This window comes from Kitasatospora sp. NPDC047058 (genome assembly GCF_040643935.1).
Taxonomy (GTDB): Bacteria; Actinomycetota; Actinomycetes; order Streptomycetales; family Streptomycetaceae; genus Kitasatospora.
In genome coordinates this window covers 1-21,734 of record NZ_JBEYVJ010000115.1, presented here as the reverse complement: position 1 = coordinate 21,734, position 21,734 = coordinate 1, and the positions used below count along the sequence as shown (strand labels likewise).

Here is a 21,734-nt window from a genome sequence, read left to right as displayed (position 1 = left end):
GGCCGCGCACCAGCCGCCGGACCTGCCGGGGCGTGGCGGCGACGGTCCGCAGCAGCGCCAGCTCCCGGTGCTGCTGGCGCAGGGCGAAGCCCAGCGCGTTGACCACCACGAAGAAGGCCACCAGCACGGCGATCTCGCCGAACGCGCCCGCGATCACCATCAGCCCCGGCCCGGCCGGCGCCCGGCGCGCGGCGGCGGGCGCCGTCACCTCGGCGGCGAACAGCGAGCCGAAGAGGGTCAGCGTGGCGACGGCGAGGAACAGCGCCACGGCGAGTCCCGCGAACGCGGCCGGGCGGCGGCGCAGTTGGCCGAACACCAGGGCGGGCACCACCGGCGCGGCGGCGCGCAGGGTCGGGAACGCCATCACGCCCACCCGCCCCACGAGGTGCGCCGCGCGACGCGGGGCCGCGGCAGTGCGGCGGGGCGCCCGGACAGCAGCCCGCCGAGCGGGGACGGCCCACCGGCCGAGCGAGTACGCACAGGCCTGAGCATCCGCATGCCGCTCACCCGCCCAGCCGGCTCAGCCGCTCGGCGACCGACGCCGCCGTCGGCCGGGCCAGTTCATCGACCAGCAGGCCGTCCGCGAGCAGCAGGACGCGGTCCGCGTAGCCGGCCGCGACCGGGTCGTGGGTGACCATCACGCAGGTCTGCCCGTCCCGGTCCACGCCGGTGCGGAGCAGCGCGAGGATCTCGTGGCCGGTGGTGCGGTCGAGCGCGCCGGTGGGCTCGTCGGCGAAGAGCACGTCGGGGCGGGTGACCAGCGCGCGGGCGATCGCGACGCGCTGCTGCTGGCCTCCGGAGAGCTGCCCCGGCCGATGGTTTTCGCGCCCGGCCAGACCGACCCGGGCGAGGGCCTCCCGGACGGCGGCCCGGTCGGGCCGGGCGCCGGCCAGCCGGCCGGGCAGTTCGACGTTCTGCAGGACGGTCATCGCGGGCATCAGGTTGAACGCCTGGAACACGAAGCCGACCCGGCTGCGCCGCAGTTCGGCGAGCCGGCGCTCGGGCAGCCGGGAGATGTCGGCGCCGCCCCAGTGGACGGTGCCGCGGGTGGGGCGGTCGAGGCCGGCCAGGCAGTGCAGCAGGGTGGTCTTGCCGGAGCCGGAGGGCCCCATCACCGCGGTGAAGCTGCCGGGCGCGAACGCCGCCGTCACCCCGCGCAGTGCCCGGACGGCGGCACCGCCGCGTCCGTACTCCCGGTGCAGCCCGTCGGCCCGCGCGGCGGGCTCGGCGGCCGCCGTCGCGGTGGCGGAGCTCGCCCCGTCCGGGGCCGTTGTCCGGTCCGGCGCCGACCGGTCCGCTGCCGTTGTCCATGTCGTTTCAGCCATGCCTCCATGCTGGTCGGACCGGGCGCGGCGATCGATCGTGCTCGCCCCCGAATCGGGGGTTCGGAAAACCGAACCCCGCCGCTGTCGGCCCACCCGGCCGCCCCGCCCGCACAGCGGCGGGTCGCCGCCGTCCGTGGCGGACGGCGCGGTAGGAATGACACCCGGGGGCCGGTCCGAGGCGGAGGTGCGAGCGCGATGAACCAGCGAGTGGCCGAACAACTCCACGCACTGCAGCGCGAGTTGAGTCACGACGACGAGGTGCCTGCCCTGGTCGCCGCGGTCGCGGCCGGCCGTGCGCCGCTCACCGTGCTCGCCGAGCTGGCCGCGCAGCAGCAGCGGATCATCACCTCCGACCGCCGCAGCCTGCTGCTGCTCGCCACCCGCTGCGCGGACCGGCCCGTGGGCGCGTGGTTCGCCACCCTCGCCGACGGCGAGAGCGCCGCCCTGCGCACCCTGCCGGCCCTCGGCGCCGCGTGCGGGCTCACCCCGGCCGAGGCCGCCGCCCGCCCGCCGCTGCCCGGCTGCCAGGCCTACCCCGCCTACCTCGCCTGGCTCGCCCTCAACGGCCGGCCCGCCGCGGTCGTGGCCGCGCTCGTCGCCAACTTCACCGCCTGGGGCGGCTACTGCGCCACCGTCGGCACCGGGCTGCGCCGGCACTACGCCTTCTCCGACGAGTCCTGCGCCTTCTTCGACTTCTTCGCCCAGCCGGCCACCGAGCTGGAACGGCAGGCCGCCGAGGCGCTCGGTCCGGACGCCGGTGCGACCGGCCTCGACGACCACACCATCGCCGCCGCCCGCGAGTACGGGACCGTCCTCCAGGCCTACGAAGGGATGTTCTGGCAGACCCTCACCACCCGGTCGGCGGACGGATTGGATGGGCGGTATGGATAGCACTCAGTTCATAGCCGAGCCTTGGGGCATCTCCGTGTTCGGCGCGGCCGACGTCTCGGCCACCCCGGACCTGGCCCGGATCACGGTCCGGATCAGGGAGACCCGCCCGAAGCCGGCCGAGGCGTTCGAGGTCACCCGGGCCGCCGCCGGCCGGGTCCGGGACGCCCTGCGCCGTCACGGCGTCGCGGACGCCGGGGTCTCCACCTCGCGGCTCGGCCTGGAGTCCGAATGGGACTACAGCGGCCGCGAGCAACGCTTCATCGGCTACCGGTGCACCGCGGCCTTCGGCATCGAGCTTCGTGAACTCGACCTGCTGGAGCAGGTGTTGGTGGACGTCGTGGAGGCCGGCGCCAACCACGTGGACGGCGTCGAGTTCGACGTCGGCGCCAAGCGCCAACTCCGCGGCGAGGCCCGCCGCGCGGCGGTCGCGGCCGCCCGGGAGAAGGCGGAGCTCTACGCCGAGGCCGCCGGCGTGCGGCTCGGCGCGGTCGTGCACATCCAGGACGTGGACGCCGAGCAGCTGAGCACCAACTACCGGAGCCACGGCCGCGGCAGCGGCTCCGGCGAGGGCGACCTCACCCCGGGCGCCATCCGGGTCTCCGCCGGCGTACTGCTCGGCCTCGCGCTGATCAGCGGCTGATGCGTACGGAGTGACGGCACGACGGCGCCCGGCGGTTGCGTACCGCCGGGCGCCGTGGCCGTCCCGCGCCCGCCCCGGCGAAACGATCAGTTGAGCCCGGACCTCCTCCGGCGGACCGACCAGAGCCGGGCAGTGGGCGTCAGAGCCAGCCCATGTGGGCGGCCTTGATGCCGGCCTCGAAGCGGCTGCTGGCGCCGAGGCGTTCCATGATCGAGGCCATCAGGCGGTTGACGGTGCGGGACGAGACGCCGAGGCGCTGGCTGGCGGTGTCGTCGGTGAGGCCGGAGCCGAGGAGGCGCAGCAGTTCGCGTTCGGTGTCGGTGAGGCCGGTTCCGGCGTTCTCGACGCGGACCGCACCGAGCGGGACGGCGGTGGCCCAGGCCTGGTCGAACAGTTCGCACAACGCTCCCATCAGGCCCGGCTCGGTCACGTGCAGCGCACCTTTGCGGGTGTCCGCGGGGTCGATCGGGACGAGGGCCTGGGCGCGGTCGACGATGACCAGGCGCTGCGGGATGACCGGGGCGGTACGGATCTCGCCGCCGTGGTCGAGCACCCAGTTGGCGTGGGCGACGGTGTGCGGGACGTTGCGGACGGCGTCCTGGTAGAGGCTCTTGATCACGATGCCGCGGGCCAGGGCCTCGGCGTTGGTGGCCCGGGCGGCGTCCAGGTCCTCGGGCCGGTGGCCGGTGCCGGGGTGGACGCCGAGGCATTCGGACCGTGCCTGGCGGGCCAGTTCCTCCAGCCGGGCCTGGATGGCGTCCATGCCCAACAGGCGTTCGCCGTGGGCGGCCCGGGTCTCGGCGCGGTCGGCCACCAGTCGGGTCACGGAGGCGCGGGAGGCGGCGAGCTGGGCCTGGCGGGCGACCAGTTCGGCCTCCTGGCGGGCCAGCAGGTCCGCGAGGCCGACTTCGGGACTCACCGCGCGCATCTGCCCGGGGTGTTCACTGGAGGCACGCACCAGGAGCAGGCCGGCGAGTTCGTCCAGGCAGTCGTGCACCTGGCCGGCGGTGAGTTCCAGGTCGGCGGCGAGTGCGGCGACCCTGTCACCGGGCCGGTCGAGCATGGCCTGGTAGACGGCTGCGGCGGCGCCGGACAGCCCCAACGTTTCGAGCATCATGGTGTTGCCCCCCGGTGAAGACGCGTTGCGCTTCGGGACCCGCGGCACATGATGGCAGCCCGTTCGATCCTTCTTCAAGATCCGCTATGCGGTACTCCGTTACCGTACAGGGTAATTGGGCGTCCTGTCCGCTAGGCCAGGGGTGGGGCTGATGCGCCGTTCTGCCCCGGGACGAATCGGGCCGGAACGGACCGCCCCGGTTCCGGTCTCTGTCGGGATCCCGCCTGGCGCCTTGGCGACAGCCCGGAGCCCTACCGGGGCCACCGCCGGGCCGCGAAGCTTGAGACATCGCCACCGGGGAGCACCCGGAGCGGCGAACGGACCGAGCGCCACCGCGGAGCGCCGAACCGGCCCAGGCGCCGTCCCATCGCCATGTAAAGGACAACGACCATGACCCGTCTGCCCGTTGCCGTCGCCACCGCGGTCGCCGCCCTCGCCGCCGCCGTCACCCTGCTGCCCACGGCCGCCACCACCCTCGCCGACCCGACCCCCGCCACCCCGGCCACTGCGACATCCCCCGCGCCGGTGGACCCCAACGAGTTCCAGTGGGGCTGATCCGGCGGTGGACCTCGTCTACACCAGCCTGCACCACCGCCCCGGCGCCGCCCGGGCCCCGGCGACCGAGGCCGCCGAGGCCCTCGACATCCTGTGGGCCCACACCACCCCCGAGGACGGCCTGGAACACGCCAGCGCCCGCACCGAACCCGGCCGCCTCGACCTGCTCCTCTTCCTCCTCCCGCCCGGGGGCCCCGGTTCCCCGGACGCCACCGGCCGCGCCGCGGCCCTGGTCGCCCACAGCTACCGCAACTCCCCGGTACTGAAACTGCGTTACCTCCCGCCTGGCCCCGCGCCGAGCGTCTCCGGCCGCTGACCCCCCGTACCCGGACCCGCCGACCGCTGTTCCTGCAGGGCAGCCGTCCGCCCCCGCCGACCGCCGCTCCCGTAGGACGGCCGTCCGCCCCCGTCATCCGCACGCACCGACGTTCGCCGTGCACCCGACACACTCCGACCTGAGGAACAGCCATGTCCCGGATCACCCGCCGCACCGCCGCCACCGCGCTCAGCGCCCTCCTACTCGCAGCCACCGCCGCCGGACCGGTCTTCGCCGCCACCACCCAGGGCAACTCGGCCGCCACCATCGCCGCAGCCAATCTCGGGAAGGGGCCGTGCAGCACCAACAACGCCGGCGGCACCGGCTTCCTCGGCAGTTGCAGCGGCGAGGAGTGGTGCGCCGACTTCGCGAAATGGACCTGGAACCAGGCCGGCGTCACCGACACCGGTGTCATCACCGCCGCCGCCTACACCTTCGCCAAGTACGGCACCGCCCACGGCACCTTCCACTGGGTCAGCGACAGCAGCTACACCCCCCAGCCCGGCGACGCCGTGATCTGGGCCGGCAACGGTCGCAGCCTTCCCAGTGACCCGAACAACCTCGCATTCGACGACGTCCAGCACGTCAGCCTGGTCCAGAGCGCGAGTTCCCGGACGAACATCACCACCATCGGCGGCAACGAGGGCAACAGTGTCCAGCGGAAGACCGGCGTCAACCCGACCGTCGACCAGGACTGGGGCCAGAAGGTCATCGGCTACATCAGCCCCGTCGGCTCCCCGATCGTCCCCCCGCCCACGATGCCGCGGAGCAGTTCGTCGGGCCTGACGGCGCGGCCCGACGGCGGATACACCACGGCCTGGAAGGGCACTGACGGGAAGCTGTGGATCGGCACCGGCAGCGGGACGTCGATGGCCCAGCCGGCCGCGCCCTGGCTCCTCGGTGTCGCCCAGGGCTCGAAGCCGTCCATCGCCACGCTGAGCGACGGCAGCTGGGTCACCGCGTGGGCCGGCGAGGACGGGAGGCTGTGGATCGGCACCGGGATCGGTACGAACATGAACCAGCCCGCCGAGCCGTGGCTGCTCGGCGTCTACCCGGGCACCAGCCCGTCGATCACGGCCCTGTCGACCGGCGGTTGGGAGGTCGCCTGGAAGGGCGGCGACGGGAGGCTGTGGATCGCGACGGGCAGCGGCACGAACATGAACCAGCCGGCCGAACCGTGGCTCCTCGGCGTCGCCGACACGACCAGCCCCTCGATTGCGGCCCTGCCCAACGGCGGTTACGAGGTCGCCTGGAAGGGCGGCGACGGGCGACTGTGGCTGGCGACGGGCAGCGGCACGAACATGGCGCAGCCGGCCTCGCCGTGGCTCCTCGGCGTCGACACCGCCGGCAGTTCCTCCAGCCCGTCGCTCGCGACGCTGCCCAACGGCGGTTACGAGGTCGCCTGGAAGGGCGGCGACGGGCGGCTCTGGCTGGCGACGGGCAGCGGCACGAACATGAACCAGCCGGCCGAGCCGTGGCTCCTCGGCGTGGCGTAATCACCTCACACAGGATCAGACAGCGTCCTGCGACTCCCGAGAGGGGAGCCGCAGGACGCTGCTCTGCCCACACCTGGCCCTCCGTCGTTCGCTTCGCTCAGCGTGGCACTTGAGCTGGTCGGTGGAGCAGCTGCGAGCGCGAAAGCACGGTCGCGCTTGCCCCGACCCAGCCTCGGGACGTCACCTCAGCGGCAGGCAGGCCACGAGCCGCCGATTGGACCTCGACCCGGAACGGCGCACTGGGGAGACTGGGGCCCCCTTGCCCTTGGAGGAGTTGTGATGCAGGTAGCCGTGGTCACCTTCGACGGTTTCAACGAACTCGACAGCTTCATCGCGTCCGCATTGATCAACCGGTGCCGGAAGGACGGCCTGGAGGCCTTCATCACGACGCCGGCGCCCGTGGTCACGTCGATGAGCGGTGTCGAGGTGACCGGGCAGCGCCCGATGGAGTTCGTGACCGAAGCCGACGTCGTGCTGATCGGCAGCGGAGTGAGAACGCGGGACGTGGTCGCCGACGACCGGCTGATCTCCAGGCTGCCGCTCGACCCTTCGCGCCAGCTGATCGGCGCGCAGTGCTCCGGCGCGCTGGTGCTCGCCCGACTCGGGTTGCTGAAGGGCATGCCCGCGTGCACGGACGTCAAGAGCCGGCCCTTCGTCGAGGCCTGCGACGTCACCGTGCTGGACGCACCGTTCCACTCCGAGGGGAACATCGCCACGGCGGGCGGCTGCCTGGCGTCCCAGTACCTCGCCACCTGGGTCATCACCCGTGTGCTCGGAGAGGACGAGGCACGCGACGTCATCGACTACGTGGCTCCGGTCGGTGAGAACCGGGAGACCGTCGAACGCGCCATCCGTGCCGTCCACGCGGGCGAGGCCCCCCTGATCTGACGCCCTGCGGCCCCGTCAGCGACCCAGGCGCTGGGCAGCCCGCCCATCTGCGCGGACTCTCAACGGCGCCCGTCGGTCCGCGAACCGCCGGGCGCCGTCGCCGTCCCGGGCCCCTCCGGCCGGCCGGTGCGACGGCCCGAGGTGCGTCCTCAGCCCTGGTACTGGACGACGATCTTCGTGAACTCGTACGGCGACTGCGCGATGCCGCTGCAGGCGTCCGCCTCCGTGCCGGAGCCGCAGGCGCGGTCCCGGTTGACCGACCAGAAGGCGAACCGGGCGAGATGGTGCTGCTTCGCGTAGCCGAGGATGGTCCGGAAGTCGGCGGTGGTGACGGTCTCGCCGGCCTCGTCGGTCCTGCCGTTCATCGAGGAGACGCCGATGTGCCGGTACGCGGCGTCGTCGCTGTAGCCGTAGGCGCTCTTGACCGCCGCCTTCAGGCCGTCCAGCGCGCTGACCGTGGCCTGCCCCATCGTGCCGCTGTGGCCGCCGAAGTCGAACGGCATGACCACCCAGCCGTCGTTGGCCAGACCGGCCGCCGCACCCCGCTTGATGAGGTCCTTGCCGTTGGCGTCCGGTCCGCTCGGGGTGGTGCCCATGGTGACGTAGGTGACGATGCCCGGGTTCTTCGACTTGACGATCTTCAGTGCGTCGACGACCCGCTGACGGACCGTCGCGTTGGAGAACTCGGTGTTCTCGATGTCGACGTCCAGCGCCTTCAGCCTGTAGGCGTCGATCACCTTCTGGTACGCGCCGGCCAGCGCACTCGCGCTGGAACACTTCTCGCCCAGCTTGTTGCCGCTCCAGCCGCCCACCGAGACCATCACGTCGCCGCCGGCCGCGCGGATCGACTTGATCGCCGCCTCGTCGGAGCCGCCGGCGAGCGGCCGGCTGCCGTCCCACTTCGGGTTGCAGCCGCCGTCGGACAGGATGAACGCCAGGGTGAACCACTTGACCCCGGTCGCCTTCATCACGTCGACGGGCTTCTGCGGGCTCCCCCAGCCGAGGTACTCGTACGGCGCGGCGGCCATGCCGGGCACGGCCGCGGCCGCGGTCGGGGCCGCAGCCGCGGTGCTCACGGGGGCCAGCAGGAGCGCGGCGGGGCCGAGGGCGGCGGCCAGCAGCGGGGCGAGGGTACGGACTGCGGTGGACTTGCGCATGCCAACTCGCTTTCGTCGAGCCACCGCACACGATGACGGTGGGTCAAGGGGAGGCGGAGGCCGCCCTCGGGGGACGGCAGTGGCCACGGCGGACGTCTCACAGAATCGGGGCGCAGGACCCCTCGGGTCAATGACTTTCGTTAGGAAAGTTTCCCAATAGTCTCAGCCCGACCCCTCACCCCCACTGCCCCACTCACTCCTCGCCGTCGGGCAGCACCCAGTCGAAGGGCATGAGGTCCCGCTCCCACGGCGCGAACCCGGCCAGCTCGGCGGCGGCTTCGGGTACGCGGAGCAGGCAGCGGTGACGGAGCAGCTCCCGGCGTTCGCGGGGTGTCAACAACCGTTCCTCAGGGCTGAGGTTGAGCGGATGGTCCAGGCCGAGTTCGGTGCTCCCGTCGATCGGGCGGTCGCCGTCCACGTTGAGCCGGTCGCCGGACGAGGTCCGGTAGTCCAGCCGGAGGTCCGTCCCCCACTGCGAGTTGCCGCCCCACCCCTGGGAGAGGTCGACGGTCGGCCGGTGGCGGCGACGGAAGCTCCAGTACAGCGGCGAGCGGTCGGCGACACCCCGCTGGGCGTGTTCGGCACCCGCGCGGACCCGGACGCCGGCCCGGCCGAACACCAGCTCACCGAGCATCAGTCCCGGCCAGACCACCTCGGTGACCTCGATCGGCGAGCCCGGGTCGTCGCTCTGCTCGACCTCGACGATCTCGTGCAGGAGAGGGTCGAAGCCGCCGCCGGCGGCCCACGTCATGCCGAGCGCGCCGAACAGTCCGAGGTAGTCGTCGTCCGGAAGCGCCAGCCGCGGCAGGGCGACGTCCACCGGATCGTCAGCGGGCTGCCGGCCGAGGAGCAGGACGTCACTCACCCGGCTCAGGGCGTAGAGCTCCCACTTCAGGCTCTGGACACCGTGGACGCCGGGACCGGCCGTCCACCATCCGCTGCACTCGGCCGCCACGGCGAGCCGCGCGCGGTAGCCGTCCTGCGCCCGCTCGAGCCACGGCGCGGCGACGTCCCCGTAGGCGTCGTCCCCGTCGTACCCCAGCAGCCCCTCGTAGAGCTCGCGCGCCCCCACCTCGTTCACCATGATCCAGACCCTAGCTCCCTGCTGTTCCCGCTCTCGCCGGCGCGAAGGAGGAGCTCACACCGCCGTCGCCGGTGGGGCGACGGCGTCGTCCAGGCGGCGGTCGAGGAGGGCGTGCATGCGGGCGGCGGGCAGGGACGGATGGCCGCCCCGAGCCCTCGACGAGGAGGGGTGCAGCTCTCCCGACGACCGCTCCGACAGGGGGGTGTCACATTTTGAGGCGCTGTCTTGTCAAAGACACGAACACCCAACCGTCGTTCTCGCGCAGGAGAAGGAGTCTCTCGTGTTTGCCGCCTACCTCGTGGTCACCCTCCTCACCTCGGCTGTCAACGGTTCGGCCGCCATCGCCAACTTCATCGGCCACGACTACCCCAAGAGCCAGGCGGACAAGCTGCGTGTGCCCCGGTCCTGGATGCGCCCGCTGGGCACACTGCTGGCCTTGGGGGCGCTGGGGCTGCTGGCCGGGTTCGCCGTGCCGGTCCTGGGCACGCTCGCTGCCATCGGTCTCGTGCTGTACTTCCTTGGTGCACTCTGTGCCCACCTGCGGGTTCATGATTACCAGCTGGGCCCCTGGGCCGTGTTCTTCTGTCTGCCCGTGGCTGCTCTGGCCGTGAATCTGGCTTACCACGGCACCCGGTGAACCGGTGCAGCTCGTGCCTCAGGAGGAGCCACACCCATCGCCGGACGCACCGTCAGCATTCGGAATCACTCGCCCAGGCGCGCAATCCCGCCGCCGAGAGCAGAAGCCGGGTCAAGCACGCCGTCCCTGAGCCGAACGGAGCTCCACCTACCCCCCACACCGCGTCCGTCAACTCACCCCCCACCCACCGCGCGATCAACCATCAGACAGGTCTGAGGGGGGCCGAGGCGCCCGTCGACGGTGGCGTGGGGGGATCAGCGGGCGGTCCCAGAGTGCGAGGAGGTCGCCTCCGCGCAGCCTGACCGACCGCCCCGAACGGGCCGGGTCAGAGCAGCCGACCGGACGAATGCAGCATGTCGAACACCATCCGGTCCACCGCCGAGACCCGCGCACGATCGCCGTAGCCGAACCAGCCCAACTCCGCGATCTCGCTTGAGGCGACCAGCGGACCGGTGTGCTCGGCGGTGTAGCAGATCATCCGGAACTCGGTGCGTCCGTCGGACTCCCTCCGCGTCTCGAAGGTGCCGACGTGCACCATCGTGGCCGTATCGACCCGGGACCGGAGTTCCTCGTCGATCTCGCGCGCCAAGGTCTCGGCATCGGACTCACCCGACTCCCTCTTCCCGCCGGGGAAGTAGAAGACGTCCACACCGCGGACGCGGGTCATCAGCACCCGACCACCACGCACCAGGACCCAGGCCACCTTCTCGGGAACGACCTCGTGCTTCGCCATGCCCGGACCCTACCCATCCACACCGGCGCCACAGCGTGGTCGACGAGGCCCCTGGCGGACTCGGAGCCGGGGCATGCCCTGTCGGCCGTGCTCCATGGAATTCGCGGTCTGTTGAGTGTCGCCGCAGTACCGTGGGGCGATGGATGAGATGCCGGCCCCGAAGGCGGGTATGACGATCAGCGTTCGGACGCGCCAGGACGTGGTGATCGTCGACCCGGAGCGCTTCCTCGCCTCGGCTCGCAGGGCCTACCGCGAAGCCTTCCCCGAGATCACCGAGGAGAGGGCGGCCGAGGACATCCGCGATGTCTACGACGCTGCATGGGCTCTGATCGACCGCTTCGGCCAGCTCGTCGCCGATGCACCGGCGACGGCCGGACTCCCCGGCCAGCGTGTCCTGGACCGCCCGGACGGACTCTCTCCTGCGGGCGAGCGCCGGCAGATCGTGCTGAACGACCCGCGACCACTGCAGGACTACGGCTGCTTCGTACCCGAGGGGTACGACCCGTTCGCCGTCCCCCCACGGCACGTGACGCCGTCTGCCGAGGCAGGCTGATCCGCGGAGGTCGCTTAACTGAAAAGACGTCATGAACCCGGGCGTTCACGAGAACCGTCAGCCGACAGCCGTCGTTCCGTCACATGCACCGAGCCGCACATGGCACTGACCTGCTAGGTTGCGTCCAGGCGAACGCGCGTACGGAGGTAGTGCTGTGATCGGGCTGGGAGCAATAGCGGGGATCGCGCTGGTGGAGCTCGGCATGGTGCTGACTCCGGGGCCGAACATGATCTACCTGGTCTCCCGCTCGATCGCCCAGGGCCGCCGGGCGGGGCTGGTCTCGCTGGCCGGGGTCGGCCTCGGCTTCCTCGTCTACCTCTTCGCGGTGTCCGCCGGCATCGCCACCGTCTTCGCACTGGTGCCGGAGATCTACCTGACGATCAAGCTGGCCGGAGCGGGCTACCTGCTCTGGCTGGCCTGGAAGGCCGTCCGGCCGGGCGGCCGATCCGCCTTCGCGCCCCAGGAGTTGGAGAAGGACGGGACCCGCAAGCTCTTCCTGATGGGCTTCCTCACCTGCCTGCTCAACCCCAAGGTGGCCATCCTCTACATCTCGCTGCTGCCGCAGTTCGTCGACCCGGAGCGCGGCCATGTCGGCCTGCAGGGGCTGCTGTTGGGGCTGACCCAGATCGCGGTGGGGCTCGCAGGCAACGCCTTCTTCATCGTGACGGCCGGCTCCGTCGCCGGGTTCTTCGGCCGGCACCCGCTCTGGCAGCGCCTGCACCGCTACGTGATGGGCACCGCGCTGGCGGGATTCGCCATCAGGATGGCCACCGAGCGGTCGGGCGCGGCCGTCGCCCTGCGCTGACAGCCGGCAGCTGACCCCGGGCACCGGGGGCCGACGGGAAGCCCACCAACCGATCGTCAACGGGCTATTGGACACGGGTAGCTGACCGCCGACACCGCATATAGCGTGTACGCATGGATCAGACTGAACGGTTACTTCACGCCTCCTCGTTCGGCGCAGCGGCGGTCGCGTACGCCGAGCACCGGCCGGACTACGCGCAGGCCGCGGTGCAGTGGGCGCTCGACCCGGCGCCCGGCATGCGGGTGCTCGACCTCGGCGCCGGAACCGGCAAGCTGACGGCCACGCTGGTGGCGGCGGGTGCCGATGTCATCGCGGTCGAGCCCGACGCGGCGATGCTGGCCGAGCTGCGCCGCGAGCTGCCGGCGGTCCGCGCCCTGCTGGGCAGTGCCGAGGCGATTCCGCTGCCGGACGGCTCGGTCGACGCGGTGCTGGCCGGCAACGCCATGCACTGGTTCGACATGGCCGTGGCGGGCCCCGAGATCGCGAGGGTCCTCGCGCCCGGCGGCGTCCTGGCCGGTCTGTGGAACGTCCTGGACGACCAGGCCGAGTGGGTCGCCGGGCTCGCGCAGGTCAGCGGGAGCGCGGCCATCGGCCCGCGGGACACGCCCGCCAGCTGGCGCGCGGAGACCGCCGACATGCACCTTCCGAAGACCGGTGAGGCCGCCCGGTTCGGCTCGCCGGAGCAGGCCGCCTTCCCGCACGGTCAGCAGCGCACCGCCGACTCCCTCGTCGCGACCCTCGCGACGCGCGCCGGGATGATCGTCATGCCGGAGCAGGAACAGGAGGCGGCACTCGGCCGGATCCGCGCCTTCCTCGCGAGCCGGCCGGAGACCGCCCAGGGCGAGTTCACGCTCCCGATGCTGACCAGCGTGCTGCGCGTCCGGCGGCTGTGAGGCACCCCGTCGACACCCGCGCCTGACGCACGGCCGCAAGCGCGCGGGGGGCTGGCGGAACGGCGAGCGCGTCGACGGGAGGAGGCGGTCGGGCCCGGACACGACAGGCCCGATTCGCATGAGGCAGCCTCGGGGCCGACGGCTCCGAGGCTGCGCGCGTCAGTCAGGGGCGCCGGTCGGCGAGTTCGCGGTGGATGCGCCGCCGGGCCCGTTCGGCTGCGTCGAGCCGCCAGTGCTCCAACTCCGTGTCGAGGCGGAGCCGTTCGGCGCGCAGCAGGCGGGCGGCGGGGGCGCGGGAGAAGTGGACGAACCACCAGGGGTAGAGGCGCCGGATCACCGCTCGCCCCCGAGGCCGGTCCAGTGGACGCGCAGCTGATGGACACCCTCGGGGAGGATGACCGGGAGCGACAACGAGCCGTTCCGGTTGAGGTATTCGGCGACGAAGCGTTCGGCGCAGGGGCCGGTGAGGTAACGCTCGAAGCGGAGCCACTGAGGCCTGCTGAGCGGCCGGAACCGGAGGGCGGTCCAGAGGGCGTCGAGGTCCTCGGGGAGGAGCGCGTAGGTGGTCGGGGCCTTGATGCCACCGGTGATCTCGGCCGCGATGAGGCGGTCGTCGTCCTTCATGCGGCACGCTCGTCACTGGCCACCTCGGCCCAGACGATCTTGCCGGTCCCCTGACGCGGACAGCACCCCCAGCGGTGGGACAGGGACTTGACGAGGAGAAGGCCCCGGCCGCTCTCGTCCTCGGCCCCACTGATGCGGAGCACCGGCCCCCGCTCCGAACGGGCGTCGTGCACCTCGATCCGCAGGCGGTCCCGGCCGACGGACATGACGAGGCGAACGCGGTTCCCGACCGGCGTCCCGTGGATCACCGCGTTGGTGACCAGCTCCGAGACGAGCAACAGCCCCACGTCCGCGAACCGTTGACCATCGGGGACGTCCGCGAGCAGCTTCTCCAGCAACCGGCGCGCCCGCTCCGGCGCACGCCTGCTGCGCGCCAGCCAGCAGCTGAGGGAAGGAGTGGAGAGGCGAGGCTGATCGGGCTTTTCGAGCATGGCAAGCCACCTTCCGAGTGTGGGCGGTCGAGGACAGAGCAACGACTCTCGCAGTCCGCGCTCCGGCCGGAAGCAGACAAGGGAATGCCCGGGCAGCCAGCCGCAGGGATCACTCAGGAGATCCATCGGACTACTCACCGTCAGCGTGCGCCGTGAGCCAGGTCACATGCAAGTGTCACTGATGCAAATTTGCAGTCGATCACGGGGCGAGTGGCTGCGAGCCCCTGCTGGCTTCAACTCGGTCCGATGGGCAGACTGATGACTCCGAGTCGAGAGGGTGGAACGATGCCAGCAGGCGGGAAGCCGACCGTACGTAGCCGCCGGCTTGGCGAAGCCCTGCGGAAACACCGCCTGACGGCCGGACTTGACCAATCGCACGCCGCAGAAGCCCTGGTGTCGTCGGTGGCGAAGGTCTCGCGCATGGAGTCGGGGAAGGTCACATCGCGCCCCTTGGACGTCCGCATGCTCCTCGACCTCTATCAGGTGCACGACCCGGACGAGCGCGACCGGCTCGAATCACTGGCCCGCGAGAGCAATCGGCGAGGCTGGTGGCTCGACTACAAGGGCGTGGGCGAGAACTATGCCACCTATATCGAGCTTGAGAGCGACGCCACTCACATAGTGACGTGGCAGCTCGGCCTCATTCCCGGCCTGCTTCAAACTCCGGCATTCGCAACAGAGATGCACAACGCCAATCCGACCATCGTGCCGGCGGCGAACCGGGATGAGTTCCTCAAAGTCCGTCAAGCCCGCCAGAAGCGCATCACGGATGGCAGCGTCAGATTCACCGCCATCATGTGGGAGCCCGCCGTCCTTGCTCCCATGGGCAGCCAGGACGTCCACCGGGAGCAACTCCGGCACCTCATCGAGATTGCCACGCTGCCCAATGTCACACTCCAGATCCTGCCGTTGGCGTCCGGGAACGCCGCCAGGGTCGCAGGGCCGTTCACAGGCATGTCCTTCGGATCCGACCCGACCTTGGAAGCCGTGTCGTTCGAAGCCTTCACGAACGTGGTCGTCGTGGAATCCCAGGAGGAACTGACCGGCTATGCCTACGCACTGGAAACACTGAGATCTGCCGCCTGGTCCCCGGATACGAGCCTGGACTTCGTCCGCAAGGTGCTTCGGGGCCTGCCGCACCACGTCAGCGAGGAAGAGGAAGAATGAACAGCATCAAGCCTGTGACCCCGTTCAGGAAGTCGTCGTACTCCCAGCAGGGAGGTGAGTGCATCGAGGTGGCAGGCCTCGCAGACGGTGGACTCGCCGTCCGCGACAGCAAGGACGCCGATGGCCCCGCCCTCGCCTTCGACGCGCACTCCTGGCAGGCCTTCATCGCCGGCGTCCGCGCCGGGGACTTCCCCTCCGACAACTGACCCGCCCATGCCTGGCAGCCTCGCGCCGATCCGGCCCGGGGCTGCCAGAGCCGCGCGCGAGGGCCTCCCGGGCCGCCGACGTGGCGAACTTGGCGCGAACGCAACGCACTTGCCCGTGCCGGGCTTCCCCGCACGCCCTGTTCGTCGCGACCATGCAAACATGGCCCACCCGCCCGAGCCGAGCACCGACGCCCACGTCACCGTGTCGAACAGTGACCTCCTCGCCGCCGACCGCTTCGACTGGTGGTGCGACGTCGTCGACCGCAACATCGCCCCGTTCACGCTCCTCAGTTCCCACACCCGGGACTTCCGGGCCCTGGTCCGCGCGGTGGACCTCGGCGCGGCGCAGCTCGCCAGGTTCTCCTTCGCGCCCCTGCGCGGCATCCGCTCCCCCGCGCACATCCGGCGTTGGGATCCGGAGACCTACCACCTGGGCACCGTCCACGGGAGTCCGCTGCACGCGAGCCAGCGTCGCAACAACGCGACGATCGACACCGGCGGACTGGTCCTCTTCGACACCTCCCACCCGATGGAGGCCTGCTACCCCGACGGCTACGGGACCTGCGAGGCCACCATCCTGACGCTCCCCCGGAGCCTCCTCCCGCTGCCTGCCGGGAGGGCCGACCGCCTCCTCTCCCAACCGCTGGTTTCCTCGGGGGTGACGGGGACGCTCCTCTGCCACTACCTCACCACCGTGGTCGGCCGGGCTGCCGACCTGGCACCGGCGGAGAGCCGTCGGCTGGGCCTGATCGCCGTGGACCTGGCCACCGCCCTGGTCGCCGACCACCTCGACGCCCAGCCGCTGCTCCCCGCCGAGACCCGCCGCCACGTCCTGCTCGCACGGATCAACGCCTTCATCGACCAGAACCTCGGCGACCCCGACCTCAAGCCGGCCCACATCGCCGCCCACCACCACGTCTCGGTCCGCTCCCTGCACCAGTTGTTCCGTACCGAGCCGGAGACCGTGGCGGCGACCATCCGGCGCCGCCGCCTCGAACGCTGCCGCGCCGACCTCGCGGACCCCCGCCTGCGCAGCCGCCCGATCAGCGCCCTGGCCGCCCGGTGGGGACTCCTCCTGCCCGCCGAGTTCAGCCGGGCGTTCCGGGCGGCGTACGGCATGACCCCGAGGGAGTTCCGGCACACGGCCGCCCAGCGGCCGCCGAGGTCTGCGCCGGACCACAAGTAACCCTGCGCGGATCCACAAGAGAACCCGCCCCTCCGGCCTGACGATGAGAGCCCTCCACCAGGAGGCGCCACTCGAGTCCCATGTGAGAAGGGATCCACCATGTTCGGCAGGAAGATACTCCTCGGCGCAGCCGCCCTCGGTCTGCTCGCCGCCCCGCTGGCAGCTGCCGCACCGGCCTCCGCCGCCGCACCGGGCCCCGGCTACCAGGTCGGGTGCGTGAACAGCTACTACTACTGGTGCGACGAGGTCGCCTCCACCGGCGTCATCGCCCAGCTGAAGATCCACAACGGTTCCGACACCGACGGCCACGACTGGGCCTACGCCGCGTTCAACACCACGCACGAGGGCCAGAACATGTGGGTGCTCACCTCGAACGGCAGCGGTGGCTGGGACTGGCAGGGCGTCTCCGCCACGACCAGCCTCGGCAACGGCTCGTACGGCGCCTGGTACAACAAGTCCGACCGGGGCGTCCTGATCAAGCTCGCCGTCTACAACTACGACACCGGCGCGTACATGTACACCAACGCGCACTGATCCACCCGCACGGCGACGGCGGCATCCGGGCGCCCCACGGCCCGGATGCCGGCAACCGCGGCCTGAACGCATCGTCAGGTGCCGCCGCGTGGACGTCGCGCCCGTCCGCCCGGCTCACCCGCGGGGGTGGAATCCGGCGGCCAGTGGGCGCAGCGCGGCCCGGCCGTCGGCGGGCTTCCGGAGCGGGAAGCCCGAAGCTGTTGGGCGGACGCCCCGGGGCGGGGCGCTCGTCAGGCGAAGGCCCGGGGCGGGCGGGTACGTCGGGTACCCGCGAGGAGACACCGCCGCCGTGATGGTCACCGGACGCTGTGGCCGGCTGCATGACGATGAGAGGCAGAGTGGGCCGCATGTCCATGCCCCTGTCCATTTCCGCTCCGCGACCGGGGTCCGGTCACCCCGTGGACCGTAGGCGCCGGTCGCGGGCCGCCCGGGCCGGGGTGGCGGCAGCCGCCGGCCTGGTGCTCGCGCTGTCGCTCCCCGCCGTGGCCGTCGCCGCGCCGGGCGACCTTGATTCCACGTTCGGCACCGGCGGCAGGGTGACGACCGACTTCGGCGGCTCCGACGACGCCGATGCCGTGGCCGTGCAGAGCGACGGCAAGATCGTCGCGGTGGGCTACTCGGGCGCCGCCGACGACTTCGCCCTGGCCCGCTACAACACCGACGGCAGCCTCGACACCAATTTCGGCACCGGCGGCAGGGTCACCACCGACTTCAACGGCGGCTCGGACGGGGCCCGCGGGGTCGCGCTCCAGTCCGACGGCAAGATCGTCGTGGTGGGCCACAGCGAGGTGCCCGAGGGCGGCGTCGGCTGGTTCTCGCTGGCGCGCTACAACACCGACGGCAGCCTGGACTCCAACTTCGGCACCGGTGGCAAGGTGGTCGTCGACTTCGGCACCGGCGGCGCCGACGACGGCTTCGGGGTGGCGGTGCAGCCGGACGGCAGGATCGTCGCCGCCGGGCTGACGGGGGGCGACTTCGCGATCGCCCGGCTCAACACCGACGGCAGCCTCGACACCAACTTCGGCACCGGCGGCAAGGTGACCACCGACTTCGCCGGCGGGGCCGACGCCGCTCGCGGGCTGGCACTGCAGTCCGACGGGAGGATCGTCGCCGTCGGCTACACCGGGAACAGCACCGGCAACTACGACTTCGCCCTGGCCCGTTACAACACCGACGGCAGCCTCGACACCGGCTTCAGCAGCGACGGCAAGGTGGCCACCACGTTCGGCGGCGTCGACTTCGGGCACGCACTGGCGATCCAGCCCGACGGCCGGATCGTCGCCGTCGGCTACACGGGCAGTGACTTCGCGATCGCCCGCTACAACACCAGCGGCAACCTGGACGGCACCTTCGACACCGACGGCAAGGTCACCACCGACTTCGGCGGCAGCGAGATCGCGTACGGCGTGGCGGTCCAGTCGGACGGCCGGATCGTCGCCGTCGGCGACTCCGTGTCGGGCGGCGCCAGTGACTTCGCCCTGGCCCGCTACAACTCCGACGGCAGCCTCGACACCGGCTTCAGCGGCGACGGGAAGGTGACCACCGACTTCGGCGGGGGCTTCGACCAGGCCCTCGGCGTGGCCCTGCAGCCGGACGGCCGGATCGTCGCCGCCGGCTACGGCGGGCCGGGCACCGACTTCGCACTGGCGCGTTACGACGGCAGTGCCGGGACCCCGGCCGGCGTCGACCTGTCGGTGACCAAGTCCGGCCCGGCCACCGTCACCGCGGGTGCGCAGGCCTCCTACACGGTGACGGTCACCAACCGGAGCACCGCGCCGGCCACGGGCGTGACGCTGGCCGACACCGTGAGCGGTCCGGCCACCGTGGTCTCCGCCACGCCCAGCCAGGGCACCTGCAGCACCACCGCCACCAGCGCCAACTGCACCCTCGGCACCCTCGCCGCCGGCGCGAGCGCCACGATCACGGTCACGGTCGGGACCACCGCCGCCGGTACGGTCTCCGACACCGCCACCGTCAGCGCCACCCAGTCCGACCCCGTCCCGGGCAACAACACCGCCACGGCCACCACGACCGTCAACGCCCCGGCCGGGGTGGACCTGTCGGTGACCAAGACCGGGCCCGCCACCACCAGCATCGGTGACACCCCGGCCTACACCGTCACGGTCACCAACCGGAGCACCACGCCGGCCACGGGCGTGACGCTGGCCGACACCGTCAGCGGACCGGCCACCCTGGTCTCCGCCACGGCCACCCAGGGCACCTGCACCACCACGGCCACCAGCGCCAACTGCGCCCTCGGCACCCTCGCCGCCGGCGCGAGCGCCACGGTGACCGTCACCGTCGAACCCCGCGCCACCGGCACGGTCTCCGACACCGCCACCGTCAGCGCCACCCAGTCCGACCCGGTGCCGGGCAACAACACCGCCACGGCCACCACCACCGTGAACAACGCCCACGGCTGCACGATCGTCGGCACCCCCAACGCCGACACCATCGTCGGCACCGCCGGCAACGACGTCATCTGCTCCCTCGGCGGCAACGACACGGTCACCGCGGGCAGCGGCACCGACACCGTCTACGCCGGCTCCGGCGACGACATGGTCGACGGCGGCAACGGCAACGACACCCTCTTCGGCGGACTCGGGAACGACCGCCTGAACGGCAGCTTCGGCAACGACACGCTCAACGGCGGCCCGGGCACCGACACCCTGAACGGCGGCCCCGGCTTCGACAGCTGCACCACCACCCCCGGCGACACCACCATCAGCTGCCCCTGACGACCCCGGCTGCCCCCGCTCGCGGGCGGGGGCAGCCGGACGGGGTCCACGCTGAAGGCCGCGGCCACCGCGCGATCTCCAAGAGTCCACACCACTCTTGATCATCTCGCGGTGGCCGCACGCGTCACCTGTCGTGGTCGCCGTCCTTCAGCCTGCGCTCTCCCGCACCCTCGGCAGAACCTGCGCGGCGCTGAAGCACGCGGCGACGGTGGTCACTTGAGCATGATGCTGGCGCCGAAGATGTTGCCGACCTCCGCGCACTCCTTGACGTCGTCGCGGCTGAAGTACGGAGTACTGGCCGTACCGCTCAGGCCCTTCGCGGTAGCCGTGCAGTACCAGTTGCGCGGCCCGTTGTACGCCACGTGGTAGACCTCGCTCTTACCGGCCGCGAGGTTGCCCGAGCACTTCGTGGCGACATCCGTGTGGACGCAGATGTTCGCGATGGTCGCCGAGAAGTTGCTGAGCCGGAAGGCGGCAGACCCTGCCGCGTGGCTCGCCGGGGCGACCGCGATCATTCCCGCGCTCGTGGTCGCCAGCATCCCGGCGACTGCCGCCAGCCGCGTGGTCCGCTTGATGAACCGAGACATCTTGACTCCAGTTGAAGTAGTTCCGTGCCGGGTGGCCGAGCTGACCGTCAGAACCGCAACAGAATGTCCAGCGCGGTTCTGACGACGTGCCACCTGACCCCTGTTGACTGTCTGGCGCTCGGGACGAGTTCAAGTGATGTGCATCACTTCCCGCGCCCGCAGTGGGTGGCGCGGGCACCGGCCGCCGCCGGGCGGTCACCTCACCGAAACCTCACCTTCCATCCGGCACGATCGCCTGGTACCGGAACGTCCGTTCGCCCGCTGGTCCCTTCGTGCGGTCGCCGATACCCGGTCGATCGTGCGGCGCGCGGACCGGGCTCGTCGTCCGCCCAGCGCCGCTTGAAGACACCCACCCAACGGAGGACACATGCCAGTGAGCGGTCAAAGCCGTCGGGCCGTACGTGCGGTGGCGGGCCGGGTCGCCCGCCTGGCTGCCGTCGCGCGCGGCCGGCGCGCCGCGGAGCCGCAGGCCGAACGGGCCGAAGCCGGTCAGCCGCCCACGGCCGGGTCGGCATCGGTCGCCGCGGCCGTCTCCGCGGCGGTCACCGCCGTGCCGGAGGGTTCCCGCACCGTCCGGGTGCCGGACCGGCTGCCGCCGGTGCCCGTCGACCAGGATCAGCTGGAGCGGGTGCTGGTCGCGATGGTGCGGGCCGCGTGGCTGCGCACTCCGCCCGGCACCCGCGTGCTGGTGCAGGCGGCTGCTGCAGCCGGTGAGGGCCGCCCGGACGTGCTGGAGGTCCGGGTGACGGACCGGGGGCCGAACCTGGCCGGTGAGGCGAAGTCCTGGTTGCTCGCGGACCCGAGCGGCTCCGACGGCGGCCTGCCGGCCGCGGTCCGGGAGTTCAAGGCGTCCGGTGGTGGCCGGATCACCCTTGAGGACAACCCCGCGGGTGGACTCGTCCTCGTCCTCACGCTCCCGGTGGTGACCTGCTGATGGCCGGGAACCCTTCGCATCGCGCCCCGGTCTGCAGGTCTTCACCGCACGGCCGGCTCTGACGACCTTGGGGGACACCCCGTCCATGACCCTACGACCAGAACTGCGTGCCACGGGCTCGACAGCAGCTTCCACTCGGCCGGGCGGGCCGCCCGCGGGCCCGGGCCGGGTGGCCCCCAGCGCGGGGTCGCGGATCGCGGCGGGCGCCGCCCCGGACCCGCCGGTGGGCGCGCCCCC

25 protein-coding genes and 1 pseudogene are annotated in these 21,734 nt (G+C 72.0%); 16 read left to right on the top strand and 10 right to left on the bottom strand.

Going from position 1 to position 21,734, the window contains the following annotated elements:
• Together ABZ885_RS19095 and ABZ885_RS19090 are read right to left on the bottom strand one after the other, a co-directional pair.
• A pseudogene (locus tag ABZ885_RS19095) lies at positions 1 to 364 on the bottom strand (ABC transporter permease); the annotation flags it as partial.
• Positions 365 to 503: 139 nt separating this feature from the next.
• Entirely contained in the window at positions 504 to 1,325 is an 822-nt protein-coding gene (locus ABZ885_RS19090; RefSeq protein WP_360189550.1) for an ABC transporter ATP-binding protein, read from the bottom strand.
• 195 nt (positions 1,326 to 1,520) lie between these two features.
• Between ABZ885_RS19090 and ABZ885_RS19085 the strand changes: the two genes are divergently transcribed.
• Together ABZ885_RS19085 and ABZ885_RS19080 are read left to right on the top strand one after the other, a co-directional pair.
• Positions 1,521 to 2,216, top strand: coding sequence for a transcriptional regulator (locus tag ABZ885_RS19085; RefSeq protein WP_360189547.1), 696 nt, complete (start codon positions 1,521 to 1,523; stop codon positions 2,214 to 2,216).
• Positions 2,209 to 2,856, top strand: coding sequence for an SIMPL domain-containing protein (locus ABZ885_RS19080; protein ID WP_360189544.1), 648 nt, complete (start codon positions 2,209 to 2,211; stop codon positions 2,854 to 2,856). The genes ABZ885_RS19085 and ABZ885_RS19080 overlap by 8 nt, the downstream gene beginning before the upstream one ends.
• Before the next feature lie 139 nt (positions 2,857 to 2,995).
• Here the strand turns inward: ABZ885_RS19080 and ABZ885_RS19075 are convergent, their stop codons facing one another.
• Positions 2,996 to 3,973: a LuxR C-terminal-related transcriptional regulator gene (locus ABZ885_RS19075; RefSeq protein WP_360189541.1), complete on the bottom strand. Its 978-nt coding sequence runs from the start codon at positions 3,971 to 3,973 to the stop codon at positions 2,996 to 2,998.
• A 390-nt stretch (positions 3,974 to 4,363) separates the two neighbouring features.
• Here ABZ885_RS19075 and ABZ885_RS19070 point away from each other — a divergent pair, with 390 nt between their 5' ends.
• The 4 genes from ABZ885_RS19070 (at position 4,364) to ABZ885_RS19055 (ending at position 7,228) form a co-directional block, all read left to right on the top strand.
• Positions 4,364 to 4,528, top strand: a complete 165-nt coding sequence (locus ABZ885_RS19070) for a hypothetical protein (RefSeq protein WP_360189538.1) — start codon at positions 4,364 to 4,366, stop codon at positions 4,526 to 4,528.
• Between the two features lie 7 nt (positions 4,529 to 4,535).
• Positions 4,536 to 4,844, top strand: a complete 309-nt coding sequence (locus tag ABZ885_RS19065; protein ID WP_360189536.1) for a hypothetical protein — start codon at positions 4,536 to 4,538, stop codon at positions 4,842 to 4,844.
• Positions 4,845 to 4,996: 152 nt separating this feature from the next.
• Positions 4,997 to 6,340, top strand: coding sequence for a CHAP domain-containing protein (locus ABZ885_RS19060; RefSeq protein ID WP_360189534.1), 1,344 nt, complete (start codon positions 4,997 to 4,999; stop codon positions 6,338 to 6,340).
• A 279-nt stretch (positions 6,341 to 6,619) separates the two neighbouring features.
• Positions 6,620 to 7,228: a DJ-1/PfpI family protein gene (locus ABZ885_RS19055; RefSeq protein ID WP_360189531.1), complete on the top strand. Its 609-nt coding sequence runs from the start codon at positions 6,620 to 6,622 to the stop codon at positions 7,226 to 7,228.
• 149 nt (positions 7,229 to 7,377) lie between these two features.
• Here ABZ885_RS19055 and ABZ885_RS19050 read toward each other — a convergent pair whose 3' ends face one another.
• Together ABZ885_RS19050 and ABZ885_RS19045 are read right to left on the bottom strand one after the other, a co-directional pair.
• On the bottom strand, positions 7,378 to 8,385 hold the full coding sequence (locus ABZ885_RS19050) for a chitinase (RefSeq protein ID WP_360189528.1): 1,008 nt from the start codon (positions 8,383 to 8,385) through the stop codon (positions 7,378 to 7,380).
• A gap of 193 nt (positions 8,386 to 8,578) precedes the next feature.
• Positions 8,579 to 9,469, bottom strand: a complete 891-nt coding sequence (locus ABZ885_RS19045; RefSeq protein ID WP_360189526.1) for a hypothetical protein — start codon at positions 9,467 to 9,469, stop codon at positions 8,579 to 8,581.
• A 280-nt stretch (positions 9,470 to 9,749) separates the two neighbouring features.
• Between ABZ885_RS19045 and ABZ885_RS19040 the strand changes: the two genes are divergently transcribed.
• Positions 9,750 to 10,106 carry a DoxX family protein gene (locus ABZ885_RS19040; protein ID WP_360189524.1) on the top strand — a complete coding sequence of 119 codons (357 nt, stop codon included), beginning with the start codon at positions 9,750 to 9,752 and terminating at the stop codon, positions 10,104 to 10,106.
• Positions 10,107 to 10,431: 325 nt separating this feature from the next.
• Here the strand turns inward: ABZ885_RS19040 and ABZ885_RS19035 are convergent, their stop codons facing one another.
• A complete protein-coding gene (locus tag ABZ885_RS19035; RefSeq protein ID WP_360189521.1) occupies positions 10,432 to 10,839 on the bottom strand; it encodes an NUDIX domain-containing protein in 408 nt (135 codons plus the stop codon).
• Between the two features lie 139 nt (positions 10,840 to 10,978).
• On the opposite strand from ABZ885_RS19035, the gene ABZ885_RS19030 reads away from it, so the two are divergent.
• The 3 genes from ABZ885_RS19030 to ABZ885_RS19020 all read left to right on the top strand — a co-directional run bounded on the left by ABZ885_RS19030 (position 10,979) and on the right by ABZ885_RS19020 (position 13,090).
• Positions 10,979 to 11,392 carry a hypothetical protein gene (locus ABZ885_RS19030; RefSeq protein WP_360189518.1) on the top strand — a complete coding sequence of 138 codons (414 nt, stop codon included), beginning with the start codon at positions 10,979 to 10,981 and terminating at the stop codon, positions 11,390 to 11,392.
• A 154-nt stretch (positions 11,393 to 11,546) separates the two neighbouring features.
• On the top strand, positions 11,547 to 12,197 hold the full coding sequence (locus ABZ885_RS19025) for a LysE family translocator (RefSeq protein ID WP_360189515.1): 651 nt from the start codon (positions 11,547 to 11,549) through the stop codon (positions 12,195 to 12,197).
• 113 nt (positions 12,198 to 12,310) lie between these two features.
• A complete protein-coding gene (locus tag ABZ885_RS19020; protein WP_360189512.1) occupies positions 12,311 to 13,090 on the top strand; it encodes a class I SAM-dependent methyltransferase in 780 nt (259 codons plus the stop codon).
• A gap of 163 nt (positions 13,091 to 13,253) precedes the next feature.
• On the opposite strand, the gene ABZ885_RS19015 is transcribed toward ABZ885_RS19020, so the two are convergent.
• From ABZ885_RS19015 to ABZ885_RS19005, 3 genes are read right to left on the bottom strand one after another with little or no spacing between them, the layout of a single operon-like run.
• Positions 13,254 to 13,427 (bottom strand): hypothetical protein, encoded by a 174-nt coding sequence (locus ABZ885_RS19015; protein ID WP_360189509.1) that lies wholly within the window; start codon positions 13,425 to 13,427, stop codon positions 13,254 to 13,256.
• Positions 13,424 to 13,714 carry a hypothetical protein gene (locus ABZ885_RS19010; protein WP_360189507.1) on the bottom strand — a complete coding sequence of 97 codons (291 nt, stop codon included), beginning with the start codon at positions 13,712 to 13,714 and terminating at the stop codon, positions 13,424 to 13,426. Before ABZ885_RS19010 ends, ABZ885_RS19015 begins: the two co-directional genes overlap by 4 nt.
• Positions 13,711 to 14,145 carry an ATP-binding protein gene (locus ABZ885_RS19005; RefSeq protein ID WP_360189504.1) on the bottom strand — a complete coding sequence of 145 codons (435 nt, stop codon included), beginning with the start codon at positions 14,143 to 14,145 and terminating at the stop codon, positions 13,711 to 13,713. The genes ABZ885_RS19010 and ABZ885_RS19005 overlap by 4 nt, the downstream gene beginning before the upstream one ends.
• Before the next feature lie 246 nt (positions 14,146 to 14,391).
• Here ABZ885_RS19005 and ABZ885_RS19000 point away from each other — a divergent pair, with 246 nt between their 5' ends.
• From ABZ885_RS19000 to ABZ885_RS18980, 5 genes are all read left to right on the top strand, one after another.
• The gene (locus tag ABZ885_RS19000; protein ID WP_360189501.1) at positions 14,392 to 15,312 is read left to right on the top strand and encodes a helix-turn-helix transcriptional regulator; all 921 of its coding nucleotides are present in this window, start codon (positions 14,392 to 14,394) and stop codon (positions 15,310 to 15,312) included.
• A complete protein-coding gene (locus ABZ885_RS18995; protein ID WP_360189498.1) occupies positions 15,309 to 15,518 on the top strand; it encodes a DUF397 domain-containing protein in 210 nt (69 codons plus the stop codon). Before ABZ885_RS19000 ends, ABZ885_RS18995 begins: the two co-directional genes overlap by 4 nt.
• A gap of 160 nt (positions 15,519 to 15,678) precedes the next feature.
• Complete coding sequence (locus ABZ885_RS18990) at positions 15,679 to 16,704, top strand: helix-turn-helix domain-containing protein (RefSeq protein ID WP_360189495.1); 1,026 nt, start codon at positions 15,679 to 15,681, stop codon at positions 16,702 to 16,704.
• A gap of 99 nt (positions 16,705 to 16,803) precedes the next feature.
• Positions 16,804 to 17,238, top strand: a complete 435-nt coding sequence (locus tag ABZ885_RS18985; RefSeq protein ID WP_360189492.1) for a hypothetical protein — start codon at positions 16,804 to 16,806, stop codon at positions 17,236 to 17,238.
• A gap of 398 nt (positions 17,239 to 17,636) precedes the next feature.
• Positions 17,637 to 19,976: a calcium-binding protein gene (locus ABZ885_RS18980; RefSeq protein WP_360189489.1), complete on the top strand. Its 2,340-nt coding sequence runs from the start codon at positions 17,637 to 17,639 to the stop codon at positions 19,974 to 19,976.
• 212 nt (positions 19,977 to 20,188) lie between these two features.
• On the opposite strand, the gene ABZ885_RS18975 is transcribed toward ABZ885_RS18980, so the two are convergent.
• Positions 20,189 to 20,563, bottom strand: a complete 375-nt coding sequence (locus tag ABZ885_RS18975; protein ID WP_360189487.1) for a hypothetical protein — start codon at positions 20,561 to 20,563, stop codon at positions 20,189 to 20,191.
• 373 nt (positions 20,564 to 20,936) lie between these two features.
• Between ABZ885_RS18975 and ABZ885_RS18970 the strand changes: the two genes are divergently transcribed.
• Positions 20,937 to 21,497 carry a hypothetical protein gene (locus ABZ885_RS18970; protein WP_360189484.1) on the top strand — a complete coding sequence of 187 codons (561 nt, stop codon included), beginning with the start codon at positions 20,937 to 20,939 and terminating at the stop codon, positions 21,495 to 21,497.
• Positions 21,498 to 21,734 lie beyond the last annotated feature (237 nt).